Source organism: Bradyrhizobium sp. SZCCT0153 (assembly GCF_018129995.1).
In the GTDB taxonomy this organism is placed as follows: Bacteria; Pseudomonadota; Alphaproteobacteria; order Rhizobiales; family Xanthobacteraceae; genus Bradyrhizobium; species Bradyrhizobium japonicum_G.
Window position 1 is genome coordinate 358917 of the sequence record NZ_JAFCKS010000004.1, and the last position, 16280, is coordinate 375196.

A 16280-nucleotide genomic window follows, 5' to 3' on the forward strand; every position below is an offset into this window, starting at 1 on the left:
GGCAGTGCCTCACGCCCGCTGCACGAAGCTGTCCACGACCTTCTTCTCGCCGGCCTTGTCGAAGGCGATGGTGAGCTTGTTGCCGTCGATCCTGGTGACGCGGCCGTAGCCGAATTTCTGGTGGAAGACGCGGTCGGAGAGCGAGAATTCCGAGGTCGTGCCGGTGGATTTGGCGACCAGCTCGCCCTCGATCGTCATGGGGCCGCGGCGGCGCGGGGAGAAGCTGCCGAAATCGGGCGAGGATGACGCGGACGAGAACGACGATGCCTGTTCCTCGAAGCCGCCGCTACCGCCGCCATTGCGGCCCTGTCCATTCGCCTGGCCCCGGTTGCGGTTGCCTTCCCGGTTTGCCTGGGCGCGCTGCCAGCCGGGCGTCGAATAGGTCGACCCGAAAGCCTCCATGTCGTCGAAGCGGGAGGCGCCGTAGCCGCCGGTGCCGCCCCAGGCGGAGCCGCCCTTGGATTCCGTGATCTCGACATTGGCCGCCGGCAATTCGTCGAGGAAGCGCGACGGGATCGTGGTCGACCAAGTGCCATGAATCCGGCGGTTGGTCGCGAAGTAGATTTTTGCCCGGCGGCGGGCGCGGGTCAGGCCGACATGGCCGAGCCTGCGCTCTTCTTCCAGGCCGGCGCGGCCCTGCTCGTCCAGCGTACGCTGGCTCGGGAACAGGCCTTCCTCCCAGCCCGGCAGGAACACGTTGTCGAATTCGAGGCCCTTGGCCGAATGCAGAGTCATCAGCGACACCGCGTCCTCATCGGCCCCGCTGTCGCGGTCCATCACCAGCGAGATGTGCTCGAGGAATCCTTGCAGGTTCTCGAACTCCTCCATCGAGCGCACCAGCTCCTTGAGGTTCTCAAGCCGGCCCGCGGCGTCCGCCGAACGGTCCTTCTGCCACATCTCGGTATAGCCGCTCTCGTCGAGCACGATCTGGGCAAGATCGGTATGCGCGGTGACCTCGCGCTGGGCGCGCCAGCGGTCGAACTGGGCGACGACGTCGCGCAGGGACCCGCGCGCCTTCGGCTTCAGCTCGTCGGTCTCGACCACCGCGCGCGCGGCCTCGAACAAGGGAATCCGGCGCTTGCGGGCGTGGTCGTGCAGCATCTGCACGGTGGCATCGCCAAGGCCGCGCTTGGGGACGTTGACGATGCGCTCGAAGGCGAGATCGTCGGCGGGCGAGTTGATCACGCGCAGATAAGCCAGCGCGTCGCGGATTTCGGCGCGCTCGTAGAAGCGCGGGCCGCCGATGACGCGATAGGGCAGGCCGAGCGTGACGAAGCGGTCTTCGAATTCGCGCATCTGGTACGAGGCGCGCACCAGGATCGCGATCTCGTTGAGCTTCTCGCCCTGACGCTGGATCTGCTCGATCTCCTCGCCGATGCCGCGCGCTTCCTCTTCCGAATCCCACGAGCCCGTCACCGTGACCTTTTCGCCGTCCTGGTCCTCGGTGCGCAGCGTCTTGCCGAGCCGGCCTTCGTTATGGGCGATCAGGTGCGAGGCGGCGGCGAGGATGTGGCCGGTCGAGCGGTAATTGCGCTCGAGGCGGATCACCTTGGCGCCGGGGAAATCGTGGTCGAAGCGCAGGATGTTGTCGACCTCGGCGCCGCGCCAGCCATAGATCGACTGGTCGTCGTCGCCGACGCAGCAGATGTTCTTGACGTGGGCTTTTTCAGTAACGGGGGGCGGCGCCGCATCATCGCTCTCGTCATCACCGGGCCGGCGCGAAGCGTCGAGACCCGGTGATCCATCTCGCGAAGAATCGATGGATGGCCGGGTCAATCCCGGCAATGACGGGTTGGACGTCGGCGCCTGCGACAGCAGCCTTAGCCACAGATATTGCGCGACGTTGGTGTCCTGGTACTCGTCGACCAGGATGAATTTGAAGCGCTGCTGGTACTGCCGCAAAATATCCGGGTGCTCGCGGAAGATGCGGATGTCTTCGAGCAGCAGGTCGCCGAAATCGGCGGCGTTCAAGATCTTCAGTCGCTCCTGGTAGCTCGCATAGAGCTTGCCGCCCTTGCCGTTGGCGAAGACGGCGGCTTCGCCTGGCGGCACCTGCGACGGCGTCAGGCCGCGGTTCTTCCAGCCGTCGATCAGCCCGGCCAGCATGCGCGCCGGCCAGCGCTTGTCGTCGATGTTGTCGGCCTGCAGCAGCTGCTTGAGCAGCCGCACCTGATCGTCGACATCGAGCACGGTGAAGTTCGACTTGAGCTGCGCCAGCTCGGCATGGGTGCGCAGGATGCGCCCGCCGATGGAGTGGAAGGTGCCGAGCCACGGCATGCCTTCGACGGCGTGGCCGAGCATCTGGCCGAGCCGGTGCTTCATCTCGCGCGCGGCCTTGTTGGTGAATGTCACCGACAGGATCTCGGCGGGGCGGGCGCGGCCCTGGCTCAGGATGTGGGCGATACGCGTGGTCAGCACGCGGGTCTTGCCGGTGCCGGCGCCGGCCAGCACCAGGACCGGACCGTCCAAGGTCTCCACGGCGTCGCGCTGCTCGGGATTGAGCCCGGACAGGTATTTCGGGCCCACCGAGGCGCGCGCACGCGCGGCAATGCCGCCGGCTGCGGGCTGGTGGTCGGGGACGCTGGTGATCTTGCTCGGCTCGGTCATGCGAATCATTGGCCCCACGATGGCACCGCGGGGTTGCGGAAGGGAGCCTTCATAACAGGGATTGGTGCCTATATGGGGCGCCGGGAAGAGGTTTTCCACGTGCGCGGCGGGGCGATTTTGTTCCTGCGGGCAGGCGAATTTCCGGCGGCAGCGGGCCGGAACCAATGTTCCGAGTTGGAGATTGTTTGGGCAAGTGAGGCGCGTCAGTCGCGCCGTTCGCGGACAGTCATTGAAACAGAGGTTTTGACCATGCTGAGCTGGGTTGTGACGTTTCTGATTATCGCACTGATCGCGGGTATTCTGGGCTTTGGCGGCCTCGCCGGCGCATCGATCGAGATCGCCAAGATCATCTTCTTCATCGCGGTTGTCCTGTTCCTGGTCTCGGCCGTGGTCGGATTGGCCCGCGGCCGCACCAGGGTCTAGCGGCGCTTACCGCTTCGAGGGCATCGCCACGTTTCGGCCGATGCCCTCGGGCCGCGGCAGGGCGCTGTGGGCCTTGGCGACCCCGGCGATACGCTGCTGGATGTCGGGTGGAAACGGTGCAACGCGCCGCGCGTTCATGTCCATATGCAGCGACATGTTCTCCGAGGTGGCCGACAGCCAGCCTTCGGTGGCATGCCTCATCTCCTCGAACGTGTGCAGCCGCTTGTCGTCGGCCTCCAGCAGCCAGACCAGGATCTGCACGGGATCGCCGAGGTGGATCTCGCGCAGATAGCGCACATGGCATTCGGCAGTGAAGGTCGAGCCGTGGCGCTCCTTCTTGTAAGTAGGACCGATCCCGAGCTCGAGCCAGAACTCGTCGATCGCACGGTCGAACATCACGTTGTAATAGGCCATGTTGAGATGGCCGTTATAGTCGATCCATTGCGGCTCGATCTGCATGATCGAGGTCCGGAACGGCTCCGCGTTGGGGGCTGTGGCGGCGGTGTCGGGCATGTTTCCTTCCCGGGCTATGCGTTCGGTCGCTTGACTTGACCGGTTAGATGTCCTTTGCCACGGTTCTTCTGTCGGGAGGAATGTCCGTGGGTACGACCATCACCAATAATCCGCCGCGGCCGGAGCCGAAAGCCCTCGCAAGCGCGCTGGAGCAGCTTGCCGCACGGTTCGGCAACCGCCTCATCACCTCGCAGGCCGTGCGCGAGCAGCACGGCCACACCACGACATGGATCGTCAATCAGCCGCCGGACGGCGTGGTGATGGCGCAGGAGACCGCCGACATCCAGGACGTGGTGCGGATCTGCGCCAAAAACCGTGTGCCTGTCATCGCCTTCGGCACCGGCACCTCGCTGGAAGGCCAGGTCAACGCGCCCGCCGGTGGCATCTCGATCGACCTGCGCGACATGAACAAGGTCCTCGCGGTGCATGCCGAGGACCTCGACTGCGTGATCCAGCCCGGCGTCACCCGCAAGGCGCTGAACGAGCATCTGCGCGACCAGGGCCTGTTCTTCCCGATCGATCCCGGCGCGGACGCCTCGCTCGGCGGCATGGCCTCGACCCGCGCCTCCGGCACCAATGCGGTGCGCTACGGCACCATGCGCGACAGCGTGCTGGCGCTGAAGGTGGTACGCGGCGACGGCGAGATCATCACGACCGGCACCCGCGCGAAAAAATCCTCCGCGGGCTACGACCTGACGCATCTGTTCGTCGGTGCCGAGGGTACGCTCGGGATCATCTCGGAATTGACCATTCGGCTGCGCGGCATCCCCGACACGATCGCGGCCGGCGCGGTGTCGTTCGAGACCGTGCATGGGGCGTGTCAGGCCGTGATCCTGGCGATCCAGACCGGCATTCCCGTGGCGCGCATCGAGCTGCTCAACGCCGCGCAGGTCAAGGCCTGCAACGCCTATTCGAAGCTGACGCTGCCGGAGACGCCGCTGCTCTTGATGGAATTCCACGGCAGCGAGATCGAGGTCGCCGAGCAGTCCAAGGCCTTCGGCGAGATCGCCAAGGACTGCGGCGGCGGCGATTTCTCCTGGACCACCAAGCCGGAGGATCGAACAAAACTTTGGCAGGCGCGGCACGATGCCTATTGGTCGGTGAAGGCGCTGCGGCCCGGCGACAGCATCGGCGTGGTCGCGACCGACGTCTGCGTGCCGATCTCGCGCCTTGCCGAATGCGTCGGCGAGACCGAGGAGGATCTGAAGCGCCTCAATTTGTTGTCGCCGATCGTCGGCCATGTCGGCGACGGCAATTTCCACTGCTCGCTGGTCTGCGACACCAACGACGCCGACGAGATGGCGCGCGGCGAAGAGTTCATGCATCGCCTGGTCGAGCGCGCGCAGGCGATGGACGGCACCTGCACCGGCGAGCACGGCATCGGCCAGGGCAAGCAGAAATACCTCAAGGCGGAGCTCGGCCCCGAGGCGATCGACGCGATGCGCGCGCTGAAAAAGGCGCTCGATCCGCTCAACATCTTCAACCCCGGCAAGATCGTGCCGGAGGCGTAGCGCCTGCTGCGTCGCGTTCGCGGAACTTTCGGCCGCGAGACCGGTTCCAATTCCGTCAGCTTCCGATGCCTCAATGGCGCGGCTCTGCGGGAGGATGCGATGTTGCGACCGGTCATTGGAATTGCCGCGATGGCGTTTGCCTGCATTTTGGCGGGCACGGCCCTGGGCAAGGGCGGCGGTGGCCATGGCGGTGGGCACGGAGGCGGTCGTGGTGGTGGCGGGCATGGTGGCGGCCACCACGGCGGCGGCCATTTTGGCGGTAATGGCTTCGGACACGCGCATGGCGGCGGCCATCATGGCGGGCCGCATTTCGCGACGGGAGCGCGACATGGTGGTCCGAACTTCGGTCAGATCCGCAATGCGGCCGTTCGCCCCGCGAATTTCCGCAACGCTCTCAACGCGCATTCCAGCGCCTTCCGCAACAGCCGTCTGATCGGCAATCCGGCGGCGCGAGCCCAGATCGCAGCGGCGGCGGCACTGGCCGGCTGGCATGGTGCCAGCAGCGGATGGTGGCAACATGCGGGCGGCGGTTATGGCTGGGTCGGACCGCTGTTCTGGCCGTTCGCGTATAACGATCTCTACGACTACACGATCTGGGGCGATGGTCTCGGCTTCTGGGGCTACGGCTATCCGGACATCTACGCCGGCATCTTCGGGCCCTATGGCTACGACGGTCTTTCGGCCTATCTGCCGCAGCGGCCGCAGGGCCGGCGGCAAGCGCGCGGCGTTGCGCTGGATCAGCTTTGCGGCAGCGACCGCCGCGAAATCGTCGGTCTGCCGATCGACCAGATCGCCGCTACGGTGCAGCCGAGCGAGGCGCAAGGCGCAAGCCTCGACGAGCTCGGCAACGCCTCGATCCAGGCGGCGGGCATGATCCGTGCGTCCTGCCCGGCGCAAGTCGCGGCGACGGCGCCCGGTCGGCTGGCGGCGATGCAGCAGCGCATCGAGGCGATGGAGAAAGCCGTCGATCTCGTTCAGCCCGCCCTGGATAATTTCTACGGCTTGCTCTCGGACGAGCAGAAGGCGCGCTTCAATGCGCTGGCCCAGGACCAGCGTCGCGCGACAGCTTCCAACAACACCGAGGGATCGCTGGTCCAGAATTGCGGGGCGCCTGCCGCGCTCGATTGGCCCAGCACCGACATCGAGGCGCGGCTTCATCCCAACGACACTCAGCGCGCTACGCTACAGGTGCTCCAGGATACCAGCGCCAGGGTCAGCGCATCGCTCAAGGCGGCCTGCCAGCCCAGCGACGTGATGACGCCGCCGGCGCGAATGGCCGCGGTCCGCAAGCGGCTCGACATCATGCTCGACGGCGTCAAGTCGGTTCGCGCAGCGCTGGAGGACTTCTACGGCACGCTGAATGACGAGCAGAAGGCCCAGTTCGAGGCCATCGGACCACGCCGGACGTCGTGAATGCGTCCCGAGTCAGGGAGTGTCGCGGAAGAATCGCCTCGCCCATTTCGATAGGCCTCTCTATGCTCAGCGAGCCTGAAGAGCGGCAATACGGCGGCTGGAAGACCGCGGGTGGTGGGGCGATGAAGTGGTTCGCGAAGCGGAAGCCGGCGGACATCTGGGACGAGACGATCGAAGGGCCGCTCGGCGACATCGAGGCCGCCGAGCGTATCCGCGCCATTTGTGAGGCCGCGGCCACGAGCGCGGCAGGTTCCGCGCGCAACGACAAGCGGGAGAGCGGGCGTTACGAGCGCGCGGCCAAGGTCGCGATGGAAATCGCGATGAAGATCTCGGATGGATTGATGCGCGATGATGCGGTCCATCGCATCGTCAAACTCTGCATGAAGGCCGACGACCTCAAGACCGCGCAGATCCTGTTTCGCGCGATCCATGCCAGCTGGATCCGCGAGACGATCCAGCGGGATCACCCGACGCTGGCGGAGTGATGGCTGACCGTTGCCGCATTGAAGGCGCTTCCTCTCCCGCTTGCGGGAGAGGGTTGGGGAGAGGATATCTCCGCAGCGGGACAATCCCCAGGAGGAGAGAGCCCTCACCCGGCGCTCCGCGCCGACCTCTCCCGCAAGCGGGAGAGGTTACAGCGAGTTCGCGGCTCCGCCTGCGTGACCCAACTGCCATTCCTGTTTCGCCAGCTTGCGCACGGCCTCGTCCACGCTGTGGAAGACGTGCTCCTTCGGCAGCACGTCGTACAATCTGAATCGCTCGAATGCCTCCTGCGCGCGCACCGATTCCAGCCGGGCCAGCGCGACCGTGACGCCCTGTTCGCTACACGCCCTGAACACGTCGAGCAGGATCTGCGCGGCGGTGAAGTCGATCTCGACCATGCCGCTGGCCTCCAGCACCAGCAGCTGCGGCGTCGCCGCGCCGAGCACCTTGCCCACGTCGCTGCGGAAGCCTGGCGCATTGAGGAACGAGAGCGGCGCCTGCAGTCCGATCACCGCGACGCCGGCGATGCGCTCGCCGGTGATGTGCGGATGCGCGGGCCACCAGATCGTGGTGCCCGGCACGCGCTCGAACTCGACCAGCCGCGCGCGCGTCGTGCTCCAGATGCCGTGCAGCAGCGACAGCACGATGCCGAGGAACGCGCCCTGCTGGATCGGCAGCACGATGATCAGCGCTGCGGTGGCGGCGATCAGCAGGAATTCGCTGAAGGACTGCTTGTAGACCGTGACGATCTGCTTGACGCGGATGATGCGCAGCGCGACGAACAGCAAAATGCCGCCGAGCGCGGCGTCCGGAACGTGCTGCAACAGTCCCGTGCCGAATGCGAGCAGCGCCAGCACGATGGCAGCCGCCGCAAGGCCCGCAAGCTGCGACTGTCCGCCGGTCTCCGCGACGATGCCCGTCCGCGGCGGGCTGGCGTTGACCGGAAACGCGCCGAACAGGCCGGCCAGCACGCTGCCGGCGCCCGCGCCGAGGAAATCGCGGTCGACATCGGCCGGCTTGTCGGGATCGGACGGGAACGACCGCGTCGTCGCCGCGGTCTGCACCATCACCACGATGGTGATCACGAAGGCGAGCGGCACGAGACGCACCCATTGCTCCGGTGCAAGCATGGGGAATGTCGGCCGTGGCAGTGTGCCCGGCACCGTGCCGACGACGCTCACGCCCTTGGTCTCGAGGCCGAGTGCGATCGTGGCCAGCGTCGCGGCGACGAGCCCGATCAGCGCGCCGGGAATTTTTGCGCTGACCTTCTCGGAAACGAAGACCACGGCCAGCACGCCGAAGCCGATGCACAAGGTGAAGGGATTGACCCGGCCGAGCTCGGTGGCGAGCACGCCAATGCGATCGAGCGTCGGCCCGCTCGGCGATTCCAGCCCGAGCACGCCCGGCAGTTGCGAGACGATGATGTGGACCGAGATGCCGGCGAGGAAGCCGACCATCACCGGCACCGACAAGAGATTGGCGATTCCGCCGAGGCGGAAGGCGCCGCCGGCCAGCATCATTGCGCCGACCATCAGCGCCAGCGCGATCGCAAGCCCCTGATATTCGGGCGAGCCGGCAGCGGCCAGTGCGGCAAGCCCGCCGGCGAAGATCGGCGTGATCGTGGAATCGGCGCCGCAGGACAGGAAGCGGTTGCCGCCGAGCAACGCAAAGCCGAGCGAGCCCGCCATGAAGGCGAAGAAGCCGAGCTGCGGCGCGAAGCCGCCGAGCCGCGCCGTGGCCATCTGCTCGGGGATGGCGATCGCCGCCAGCGTCAGCCCCGCCATGAGATCGCCGGGCAGGGAATAGGACGCGAGTGAGCGAAACAGCGGCCAGGCATGCTCCTTTGAGCCCTTGGCGTGAGCGTCGTGCGGCATCGATGAGAAATCCCCGGAAATTCCTGTCCGCTGATAAGACTACAGCATTTCCGTATCGGGAAGCGGCAGACGCAATTTCCCTGCATCGCAATGACGGAGGACGGATTGTCCTCCGCGTCACGCGATCTGTGGTCTCAGTACCGGCTGCGATAATTGTCGCCGCGTCCGTAGCCGCCACCGCCGTGGCCACCCATGCCCATGCCGAGACCGATGCCGACACCAATTCCGACGCCGACGGCTTCGGGCGACGGGCCGGGCGGCGGCGCGCGCTCGTAAACCACGTCATCGGGCGGCGGCCGGCGCGGCTTCGGCGGCGTCTCGACCACCTTGCGCTTCGGCGGCGTAGCGTCGACGCGCTTCTTGATGACAGGGGCGACCGCCGGGTTGACCGGCGTTGCCGGTATCGACGGTGTCGAGCACGGGCAGGTCGGCGCCAGCGCGACGGCGACCGGAGCGGGAGCGGCCGCGACCGCAGCAGGCAGGACGTAGTTGCGGTTCTGCACCCGGAGCAGCAGCCTGCGCGCGGTGGCGGCGAGGTCGCTGTTGTCCCAGTTCGCCAGATAAGCCTCGAACGAGGCCCGGGTGTTGATCGCGGTGGCCCGCTCCCAGGCCAGCATCTGGCGCCGGCGCTCCAGGATCGTGCGCAGGCGCGGCGTGAAGGACGCCTGCGCGTACAGCTCGACATAGGCCTGATACGCCTCGACTGTGTCGTCGGCGATCACGATCTCATAGGCAGCCTTCGGCTCCTTGCCCTGCAAATCCTTGCGCCAGTCCGCGACGCTGCGCGTGCCGCTGGCCAGCGCCATGGAGGACGCGCCGGGAACCGCTGGCTGCTGGCTGCTGCTCTCGCCGCCGAAGAACTTGAAGTCGGTCGTCAGCGACGAGCTCTCCCAGGGAATCTGCCGCCCGTCGGTCGATTGCGCCACGGAGATGCGGATGCGCTTGAAGACCTCCTCGATCGGCAGATTGGGCTGCTTGGCGACGGTCAGCGCCGCAGTGGTGTACGGGCTGTCGATGCCGCTGCCGTCCTCGGCCTCCGCGCCGGGCGAGGTCGAATAGGAAATGAAGGAGCCGGGCGCGCCGGCCTTGGTGTCGACGATCGCGAGCCCGTGGCCGGCGCCGCTGAGCGCCGGGAAGGGATTGTTGCGGCAGGCATCGAGCATGAAGATGCGGGCCCGCGTCGGCAGTGCGCCGAGCGTGTTGAGCAAATCGTTCAGCCGTACGCCCTGCAGCGGAATGTCGGCCTCGCGCTTGGGGTCGAGATCGACCGGCACCAGATAATTCTCGCCGTCGATCTGAAGGCCGTGGCCGGCATAGAACACCAGCGCGACGGTGTCGGCGCCGCTGGCGCTGACTTTGTTGGCGAAATCCGAGATCGCCTGACGCATGTCGTTCTGCGCCAGATTGGATGCCGTGGTGACGGTGAAGCCGGCATTGCCCAGCAATTCCGTCATGCCCTTGGCGTCGTTGGCGGCATTGGGCAGTTCCGGCACGGTGCGATAGGCGGATTGACCGATCACGAGCGCGAGCCGCGCTTCGGCCGCGGCCCCCGTCGGCGTCATCAATTGGGTGAGTGCAAGAAGACCGGATGCGAGAAACAAATTGCGAAGGACTGGACGGCGCATGGTGTCTCCTCCACCGGCAATATGCGCGATGATGTCACCTTTTCTAGGTCGCTGCCACGCGTCTGTCTGTGCACTGGATCACGCTGCAAGCTGCGGCAAAATGGGGCAGCGGAACTGCCGGAGCTGGCGCGTCAGGCCGTGCGCCGTCAGAACAGTCCGCGATCCCAGGGCGGCTCGGGCGCAAAATGCGCAGCGAGAAAGTCGATGAAGGCGCGCACCTTGGCGGGCGGACGCCGGTCGGGCAGGTAGACCGCGTGCACCGCCGAGGTCTGGACCTCCGGCTGGTCGAGCGGAAGCGCGACCAGCGTGCCGGCGCGAAGGTCGTCGGCGATGATGAAGGTCGGCTGTCGCGCGAGGCCGAGGCCCGCCAATGTTGCCGCGCGCAGCGCATCGCCATTGTTGGCGCGCAGGGTGCCGCTGACCTGGACGCGGATCTCGCCATCGACGCCGAACAGCCATTCCGCCGCGCTCGCCTGCTGCGAGAGCGTGTAGCCGAGGCAGTTATGGGCGGCGAGGTCGGCGACGCTGCGCGGCGTGCCGTGTTTCGCCAGATAGGACGGCGCGGCGCAGACGACCATGCGGTTTGGCGCGAGGCGTCGCGCCACCATGCTGGAGTCGCGCAGCTTGCCGATGCGGATCGCGAGGTCCCAGCCTTCCTCGGCGAGATCGACGAGGCGGTCGTTGAGGCCGAGCTCGACGGTGACCTCGGGATGGCGTTCCGAAAACTCGGCGATGGCGGGCGCGATTTGCCGGGTGCCGAACACGACGGGGACATTGACCCGCAACAGCCCGCGCGGCTCGACGCGCTCGCGCGCGACCGCGGCGTCGGCGGCCTCCATGTCGGCGAGGATGCGCTCGGAGGATTCCAGATAGCTCCGTCCGGCCTCGGTGATGGACAGCCGCCTTGTGGTCCGGTGGAACAGTCTTGTGCCGAGCCGGGCTTCGAGCGCGGCGACATGCTTGGTCACCATGGTCTGCGACAGGCCCATGGCCCGGGCCGCGCCGGACAGGCTCCCGATCGCCGCGACCTTGGCGAAGACTTCCAGGCTGGTCAGCCGGTCGAGCATTCATCTCACTCTATTGGTGTGAGGTATATTTCCAATATAGCGGATTATCGTGATCTTGAGAATAGATCATAGCTGCCTCCAACAAGGAGACCACCATGATCGATTCCCGTACCGCTCCCTACGCCGCGCTGGTGCTGCGCGTGACGCTGGGTGCGCTGTTCCTCGCCCATGCCAGCCTGAAGTTGTTCGTGTTCACCCCCGCCGGCACCGCAAAGTTTTTCGGAAGCCTCGGCTTCCCGCCCGAGCTCGCCTACCTCATCATGACGGTGGAAGTTCTCAGTGGCGTCGCGCTGATCCTCGGCTTCTGGACCCGCTATGCGGCGCTGGCCGGCATTCCGATCCTGCTCGGTGCGATCTTCACCGTGCACGGCGCCGCCGGCTTCTTCTTCACCAACCCGAAGGGCGGCTGGGAATTCCCCGCCTTCTGGGCGATCGCGCTCGCGGCGCAAGCCCTGCTCGGCGACGGCGCCTACGCGCTGCGTCCGTCCCGCGACGTCGCGGTGGCGAGCGGCCAGCTCAGCGGCGCGCATTCGCGCTGACGTCACGGCATCCGCTCGATCGCAACAGCCGCGGGATCAATATCCCGCGGCTTGTTCTGCTTCGCACCCATCAATCTGCGTTCGGCATTGATCCATACCTGAATTGGATCGATCCGCGTCAATCTTGCATGGCGGGCCTCGTCGCTGCCGTGCGGCATCATCGGAAACACCGATAAACACAGGCGTTCCGAGGCGGTCTCTGCCGACGCGCCTGCTTCTTGCGCCATCGCGGCACCCCGGCTGCAACCCTTGCCTGCGCCGTCGCTTTGGCCATACAGTCCGCACAACGGGCTGCGGCAACGACCGCGGCACGAAAAAATAATAATTGGGGAGAGACCGCATCATGACCATCGTGCCCGTGAACCGTCGCGCGTTCATCAAGTCATCGACGGGACTTGCCGCCGGCCTCGTGTTCTCCCCCGCCCTCATCGGCCGCGCCGAAGCCGCCACGATGAAGCTGAAATGCTCATCCTCGCTGCCGAACGATCCAAAATACGCCAACGGCCGCGTCTACTACGACAATCTGGTCAAGAACCTGAAGGGCAACGGGCTCGGCGAGCAGGTCGAGGTCGCGTTCTTTCCCGACAACCAGTTGGGGCAGGAAATCGACGTCATCAACTCGGTGAAGCTCGGTGTCATCGACCTGATGGTGTCGGGCTCCTCGATCTCGGCCAATTTGGTGCCGCTGGTCGGCACCTACGACCTCGGCTTTCTGTTCTCGAGCTTCCCGCAGCAGACCAAGGCGTTCGACGCCGGCGCCGCCAAGCCGATCGAGGACGCGCTGCTCAAGGGCGGCAACATCCGCATCATCGCCTGGGCCTATAATTTCGGCTCGCGCAGCGTCCTTGCGAGGAAGCCGGTGAAGACGCCGGAGGATCTCGCCGGCCTCAAGATCAGGACGCTGCCAAATCCCGTCATCACCGAATGCCTGCGGCTGATGGGGGCCGCCGCGACGCCGCTGGCGTTCGGCGAAATCTACACGGCGCTGCAGGCCGGCGTGCTGGACGGGCTGGAGCACGATCCGCCGACGATCCTGGCCAGCAAGTTCTTCGAAACGGCGAAGTTCTACGCGCTGACGCAGCACAATTTCTCGCCGCTCGCGATCTATTTCAGCGACATGACCTACAACCGCATGGATCCGAAGCTGCGCGAAGGCTTCCTCGATGCCGCGAAGAAGGCCGCGGCCGACACCCGTACCCATGGGCTTGCGGTCGAGAAGGAAGCGCTGGCGGCCTTGACCGAGAAGGGCGTGACGGTCGCCGAATGCGACCGCGAGGCGTTCAGGAAGCGCGTCGCGCCGCAGATCGAGAACTTCATCAAGGCGCGGCCGGAATCGAAGCCGGTCATCGACATCATCCGCGCGACGCAAGCCTGAGATGGCGATGACAGCCGCCGTGCCCCTCTCGGGCGGCCGCCACGGTAGCATCGCCCTGCTGCTTCGCTCGAGCGACGCGATCGCGGCCATCCTGCTGGCTGCGGATCTCGTGGTCGTCTGCGCGTCCGTGCTGCTGCGCTTTTGCTTCAACGCACCGGTCGAATGGTCCGACGACGTCGCGCGCGGCCTGATGGTCGGCTCGGCCTTCTTCGGCGCGGCGAGCGCGCTCGCGCGCGGCGAGAATGTCGGCGTGTCCTTCTTCCGCGACCTGTTGTCGCCGCGGCTGCGGACGCTGGTCGACGCCGCCGCCGCGCTGCTGATCGTGCTGATCTCCGGCTATGTCGCCTACAACGCGATCAAGCTGGGCTCGCTGACGGCGGGCCAGACCACCGGCTCGGGCCTGCCGCTGGAGCTGACCTTCTATCCGATGGGCGTCGGTGCGCTGTTCATGACGGTGTTCGCGATCGACCATCTTTGCGCCAGGCCGCTGCCCGACATCGTCCGGGGGCTCGTCGCGATTGCCGTCGTGACCGGGCTCTATCTGGCCTGGGATTATCTGTCGCCCGCCACGGTGCCGTCAGCGGGCACGCTGATGCTGATCGGCTTTTTCGCGACGCTGTTCGGCGGATTGCCGATCGGCTTTGCGCTGGCGCTGGCCGCGCTGATCTTCATCTGGGTCGAGGGCGCGCTGCCCGGCGTGATCTTCGCCCAGCAGATGGCGCGCGGCATCGACAATTTCGTGCTGCTGGCGATTCCGTTCTTCATTCTCGTCGGCTACCTCATGGAAGCCAACGGCATGTCGGTGCGCCTGATCGAGTTGTTGCAGCGCGGGGTCGGCCGCATGCGCGGCGGGCTCAACGTGGTGATGGTGGCCTCGATGGTGCTGTTCTCGGGCATCTCGGGCTCGAAGATGGCCGACGTCGCCGCTGTCGGCTCCGTGCTGATCCCTGCGGCGCGCCGCTCCAAGCAGAATCCGGGCGGCGCGGTGGCGCTGCTCGCGGCTTCCGCCGTGATGGCGGAGACGATCCCGCCGTGCATCAACCTGATCATCCTGGGATTCGTGGCGAACCTGTCGATCGGCGGCCTGTTTGTCGCGGGCCTGCTGCCGGCGGCGCTGATGGCGCTGGTCCTGATCGCCGTCTCCATCATCTTCGGCAAGCGGCCAGCCGATGCCGAAGAGGTCGCGCCACAGATTCCGGTGTCCGGCCTGTGGAGCGGCGCGATCGCCTCGTTCGGCCTGATCTTCATGATCTTCTTCGGCTTCAAGAGCGGCTTTGCCACGGCCACGGAAATCTCGGCCTTCGCGGTCGCCTATGCGCTCGTCGTGGGCAGCCTGGTGTTCCGCGAGCTCGGCTTCACATCGGCCGCGCACAGTTTCGTGCAGGCCGCAACGCGCGCGGGGCTCGTGCTGTTCATCGTCGCCGCGGCGCAATCGCTCGCGTTCACGCTGACCTTGCAGCAGGTGCCGCATGCGGTCGGCGATTTCATGCTGGGACTGTCGAAGACCTCGGGCGTCTGGCTGTTCATGCTGCTCGCGATCGCGGTGCTGATCGTGATGGGCTCGGTGCTGGAAGGCGCGGCCGCGCTGATCATCTTCGGGCCGCTGCTGCTGCCGGTCGCGGTGCAGCTCGGCATCGATCCCCTGCATTTCGGCGTGGTGCTGGTGATCGCGATGGGGATCGGCCTGTTCGCGCCGCCGCTCGGGCTCGGGCTCTACGGCGCCTGCCTGATCGGCAACGTGCCGATCGAGCAGACGGTGAAGCCGATCATGGGCTATCTCGGCCTGTTGTTCCTCTGCCTGCTGGTGATCGCCTTCGTGCCATGGCTCTCGACCGCGCTGCCGCGCGCATTCGGCTACTGAAGGAGTTTTCCGTGAAAGTCCTGCTGGCTCACACGCCGGAGATGCGCCGCAATTACTACGGCGACCGCAGCCTGAACGGCCTGCGCGCCACCGCCGAGGTGATCCTGCACGAGCGCGACAATACGCTGGACGCGGCCAGCCTCGTGCGCGCGGCGAAAGATGCCGACATCATCGTCGCCGACCGCATGACCGAGGGGCGCGGCGAGATCTTTGCGCAACTGCCGCGCCTGCGTGCCTTCGTCCGCTGTGCCGTCGATATCCGCAACGTCGATGTCGAGGCCGCCTCGACCGCCGGCGTGCTGGTGACCCGCGCCGGCCCCGGCTTCGTGCAGGCGGTGGCCGAGCTCGCACTCGGCTTCATGGTCGATCTTTCCCGCGGCGTCTCGCGGGCGACCGCCGACTATCAGTCCGGCCGCAAGCCGGAAGCGCGGATGGGCCGTCAGCTCGCAGGCAGCCGGATCGGCATCATCGGTTATGGCAGCATCGGGCGTTACCTCGCCGAAGTGGCAAAAGTGCTGCGCATGGATGTGCTGGTGTCCGATCCCTTCGCTACCGTCGGCGACAGCGCCATCCGGCAGGTCGGTCTCGACGAGCTTCTCGCCGCGTCGGACTATGTCGTATGCCTTGCGGTTGCGAATGAAGCGACCGAGAACCTGATCGGTGAGGCGGCGCTGGCGCGCATGCAGAGGCACGCGCTGTTCATCAATCTGTCGCGCGGCAATCTCGTCGACGAGGCGGCGCTTGCCCGCGCGCTGCGCGAGAACCGCATCGCCGGCGCGGCGATGGATGTCGGCCGTGCACCCGACCAGATGCCGACGCCGGAGCTGGCGAGGCTCCCCAATGTCATCGCCACGCCGCATGTCGGCGGCCTGACGCCGCAGGCGATCGAATATCAGTCGCTGGAAACGGTGCGGCAGGTCGCGGCCATCGTCAAGGGCGAGGTGCCGCAAGGCGCGGTCAACGCGGAGCGCTGGACGCGGCGGCCGTGA

Annotated in this window: 14 protein-coding genes; 8 read left to right on the forward strand and 6 right to left on the reverse strand. The window is 66.6% G+C overall.

The window, feature by feature from the left end; genetic code table 11:
- Window positions 1-9: 9 nt before the first annotated feature.
- On the reverse strand, window positions 10-2616 hold the full coding sequence (locus JQ572_RS20110; RefSeq protein ID WP_211384550.1) for an ATP-dependent helicase: 2607 nt from the start codon (window positions 2614-2616) through the stop codon (window positions 10-12).
- Window positions 2617-2856: 240 nt separating this feature from the next.
- On the opposite strand from JQ572_RS20110, the gene JQ572_RS20115 reads away from it, so the two are divergent.
- Complete coding sequence (locus tag JQ572_RS20115; protein ID WP_211384551.1) at window positions 2857-3030, forward strand: DUF1328 domain-containing protein; 174 nt, start codon at window positions 2857-2859, stop codon at window positions 3028-3030.
- Between the two features lie 6 nt (window positions 3031-3036).
- Here the strand turns inward: JQ572_RS20115 and JQ572_RS20120 are convergent, their stop codons facing one another.
- Window positions 3037-3543: a thioesterase family protein gene (locus JQ572_RS20120; protein ID WP_211384552.1), complete on the reverse strand. Its 507-nt coding sequence runs from the start codon at window positions 3541-3543 to the stop codon at window positions 3037-3039.
- 86 nt (window positions 3544-3629) lie between these two features.
- Here JQ572_RS20120 and JQ572_RS20125 point away from each other — a divergent pair, with 86 nt between their 5' ends.
- The 3 genes from JQ572_RS20125 (at window position 3630) to JQ572_RS20135 (ending at window position 6952) form a co-directional block, all read left to right on the forward strand.
- Window positions 3630-5054 (forward strand): FAD-binding oxidoreductase, encoded by a 1425-nt coding sequence (locus JQ572_RS20125; RefSeq protein ID WP_211384553.1) that lies wholly within the window; start codon window positions 3630-3632, stop codon window positions 5052-5054.
- A 99-nt stretch (window positions 5055-5153) separates the two neighbouring features.
- A complete protein-coding gene (locus tag JQ572_RS20130) occupies window positions 5154-6467 on the forward strand; it encodes a Spy/CpxP family protein refolding chaperone (RefSeq protein ID WP_211384554.1) in 1314 nt (437 codons plus the stop codon).
- 122 nt (window positions 6468-6589) lie between these two features.
- On the forward strand, window positions 6590-6952 hold the full coding sequence (locus tag JQ572_RS20135; RefSeq protein ID WP_211384807.1) for a hypothetical protein: 363 nt from the start codon (window positions 6590-6592) through the stop codon (window positions 6950-6952).
- 147 nt (window positions 6953-7099) lie between these two features.
- On the opposite strand, the gene JQ572_RS20140 is transcribed toward JQ572_RS20135, so the two are convergent.
- The 3 genes from JQ572_RS20140 to JQ572_RS20150 all read right to left on the reverse strand — a co-directional run bounded on the left by JQ572_RS20140 (window position 7100) and on the right by JQ572_RS20150 (window position 11516).
- The gene (locus JQ572_RS20140; protein WP_211384555.1) at window positions 7100-8824 is read right to left on the reverse strand and encodes a SulP family inorganic anion transporter; all 1725 of its coding nucleotides are present in this window, start codon (window positions 8822-8824) and stop codon (window positions 7100-7102) included.
- 134 nt (window positions 8825-8958) lie between these two features.
- Window positions 8959-10449, reverse strand: coding sequence for a caspase family protein (locus JQ572_RS20145; RefSeq protein WP_211384556.1), 1491 nt, complete (start codon window positions 10447-10449; stop codon window positions 8959-8961).
- 146 nt (window positions 10450-10595) lie between these two features.
- Entirely contained in the window at window positions 10596-11516 is a 921-nt protein-coding gene (locus JQ572_RS20150) for a LysR family transcriptional regulator (RefSeq protein ID WP_211384557.1), read from the reverse strand.
- A gap of 95 nt (window positions 11517-11611) precedes the next feature.
- Between JQ572_RS20150 and JQ572_RS20155 the strand changes: the two genes are divergently transcribed.
- A complete protein-coding gene (locus JQ572_RS20155) occupies window positions 11612-12055 on the forward strand; it encodes a DoxX family protein (protein WP_211384558.1) in 444 nt (147 codons plus the stop codon).
- Window positions 12056-12057: 2 nt separating this feature from the next.
- On the opposite strand, the gene JQ572_RS20160 is transcribed toward JQ572_RS20155, so the two are convergent.
- On the reverse strand, window positions 12058-12216 hold the full coding sequence (locus JQ572_RS20160; protein ID WP_211384559.1) for a hypothetical protein: 159 nt from the start codon (window positions 12214-12216) through the stop codon (window positions 12058-12060).
- Window positions 12217-12398: 182 nt separating this feature from the next.
- Between JQ572_RS20160 and JQ572_RS20165 the strand changes: the two genes are divergently transcribed.
- Genes JQ572_RS20165 through JQ572_RS20175 form a run of 3 tightly spaced genes read left to right on the forward strand, consistent with a single transcriptional unit; the run spans window position 12399 to window position 16280 of the window.
- Window positions 12399-13430: a TRAP transporter substrate-binding protein gene (locus JQ572_RS20165; protein ID WP_211384560.1), complete on the forward strand. Its 1032-nt coding sequence runs from the start codon at window positions 12399-12401 to the stop codon at window positions 13428-13430.
- Window positions 13431-13437: 7 nt separating this feature from the next.
- Window positions 13438-15291 carry a TRAP transporter large permease gene (locus tag JQ572_RS20170; protein ID WP_211384561.1) on the forward strand — a complete coding sequence of 618 codons (1854 nt, stop codon included), beginning with the start codon at window positions 13438-13440 and terminating at the stop codon, window positions 15289-15291.
- Between the two features lie 11 nt (window positions 15292-15302).
- Window positions 15303-16280 carry an NAD(P)-dependent oxidoreductase gene (locus tag JQ572_RS20175; protein WP_211384562.1) on the forward strand — a complete coding sequence of 326 codons (978 nt, stop codon included), beginning with the start codon at window positions 15303-15305 and terminating at the stop codon, window positions 16278-16280.

What these genes read in the sequence shown, in the direction of transcription:
- JQ572_RS20110 (WP_211384550.1), bottom strand. Translation starts at nt 2,616, where the DNA reads ATGATTCGCATGACCGAGCCGAGCAAGATCACCAGCGTCCCCGACCAC.
- JQ572_RS20115 (WP_211384551.1), top strand. Translation starts at nt 2,857, where the DNA reads ATGCTGAGCTGGGTTGTGACGTTTCTGATTATCGCACTGATCGCGGGT.
- JQ572_RS20120 (WP_211384552.1), bottom strand. Translation starts at nt 3,543, where the DNA reads ATGCCCGACACCGCCGCCACAGCCCCCAACGCGGAGCCGTTCCGGACC.
- JQ572_RS20130 (WP_211384554.1), top strand. Translation starts at nt 5,154, where the DNA reads ATGTTGCGACCGGTCATTGGAATTGCCGCGATGGCGTTTGCCTGCATT.
- JQ572_RS20135 (WP_211384807.1), top strand. Translation starts at nt 6,590, where the DNA reads ATGAAGTGGTTCGCGAAGCGGAAGCCGGCGGACATCTGGGACGAGACG.
- JQ572_RS20140 (WP_211384555.1), bottom strand. Translation starts at nt 8,824, where the DNA reads ATGCCGCACGACGCTCACGCCAAGGGCTCAAAGGAGCATGCCTGGCCG.
- JQ572_RS20145 (WP_211384556.1), bottom strand. Translation starts at nt 10,449, where the DNA reads ATGCGCCGTCCAGTCCTTCGCAATTTGTTTCTCGCATCCGGTCTTCTT.
- JQ572_RS20150 (WP_211384557.1), bottom strand. Translation starts at nt 11,516, where the DNA reads ATGCTCGACCGGCTGACCAGCCTGGAAGTCTTCGCCAAGGTCGCGGCG.
- JQ572_RS20155 (WP_211384558.1), top strand. Translation starts at nt 11,612, where the DNA reads ATGATCGATTCCCGTACCGCTCCCTACGCCGCGCTGGTGCTGCGCGTG.
- JQ572_RS20160 (WP_211384559.1), bottom strand. Translation starts at nt 12,216, where the DNA reads ATGATGCCGCACGGCAGCGACGAGGCCCGCCATGCAAGATTGACGCGG.
- JQ572_RS20165 (WP_211384560.1), top strand. Translation starts at nt 12,399, where the DNA reads ATGACCATCGTGCCCGTGAACCGTCGCGCGTTCATCAAGTCATCGACG.
- JQ572_RS20170 (WP_211384561.1), top strand. Translation starts at nt 13,438, where the DNA reads ATGACAGCCGCCGTGCCCCTCTCGGGCGGCCGCCACGGTAGCATCGCC.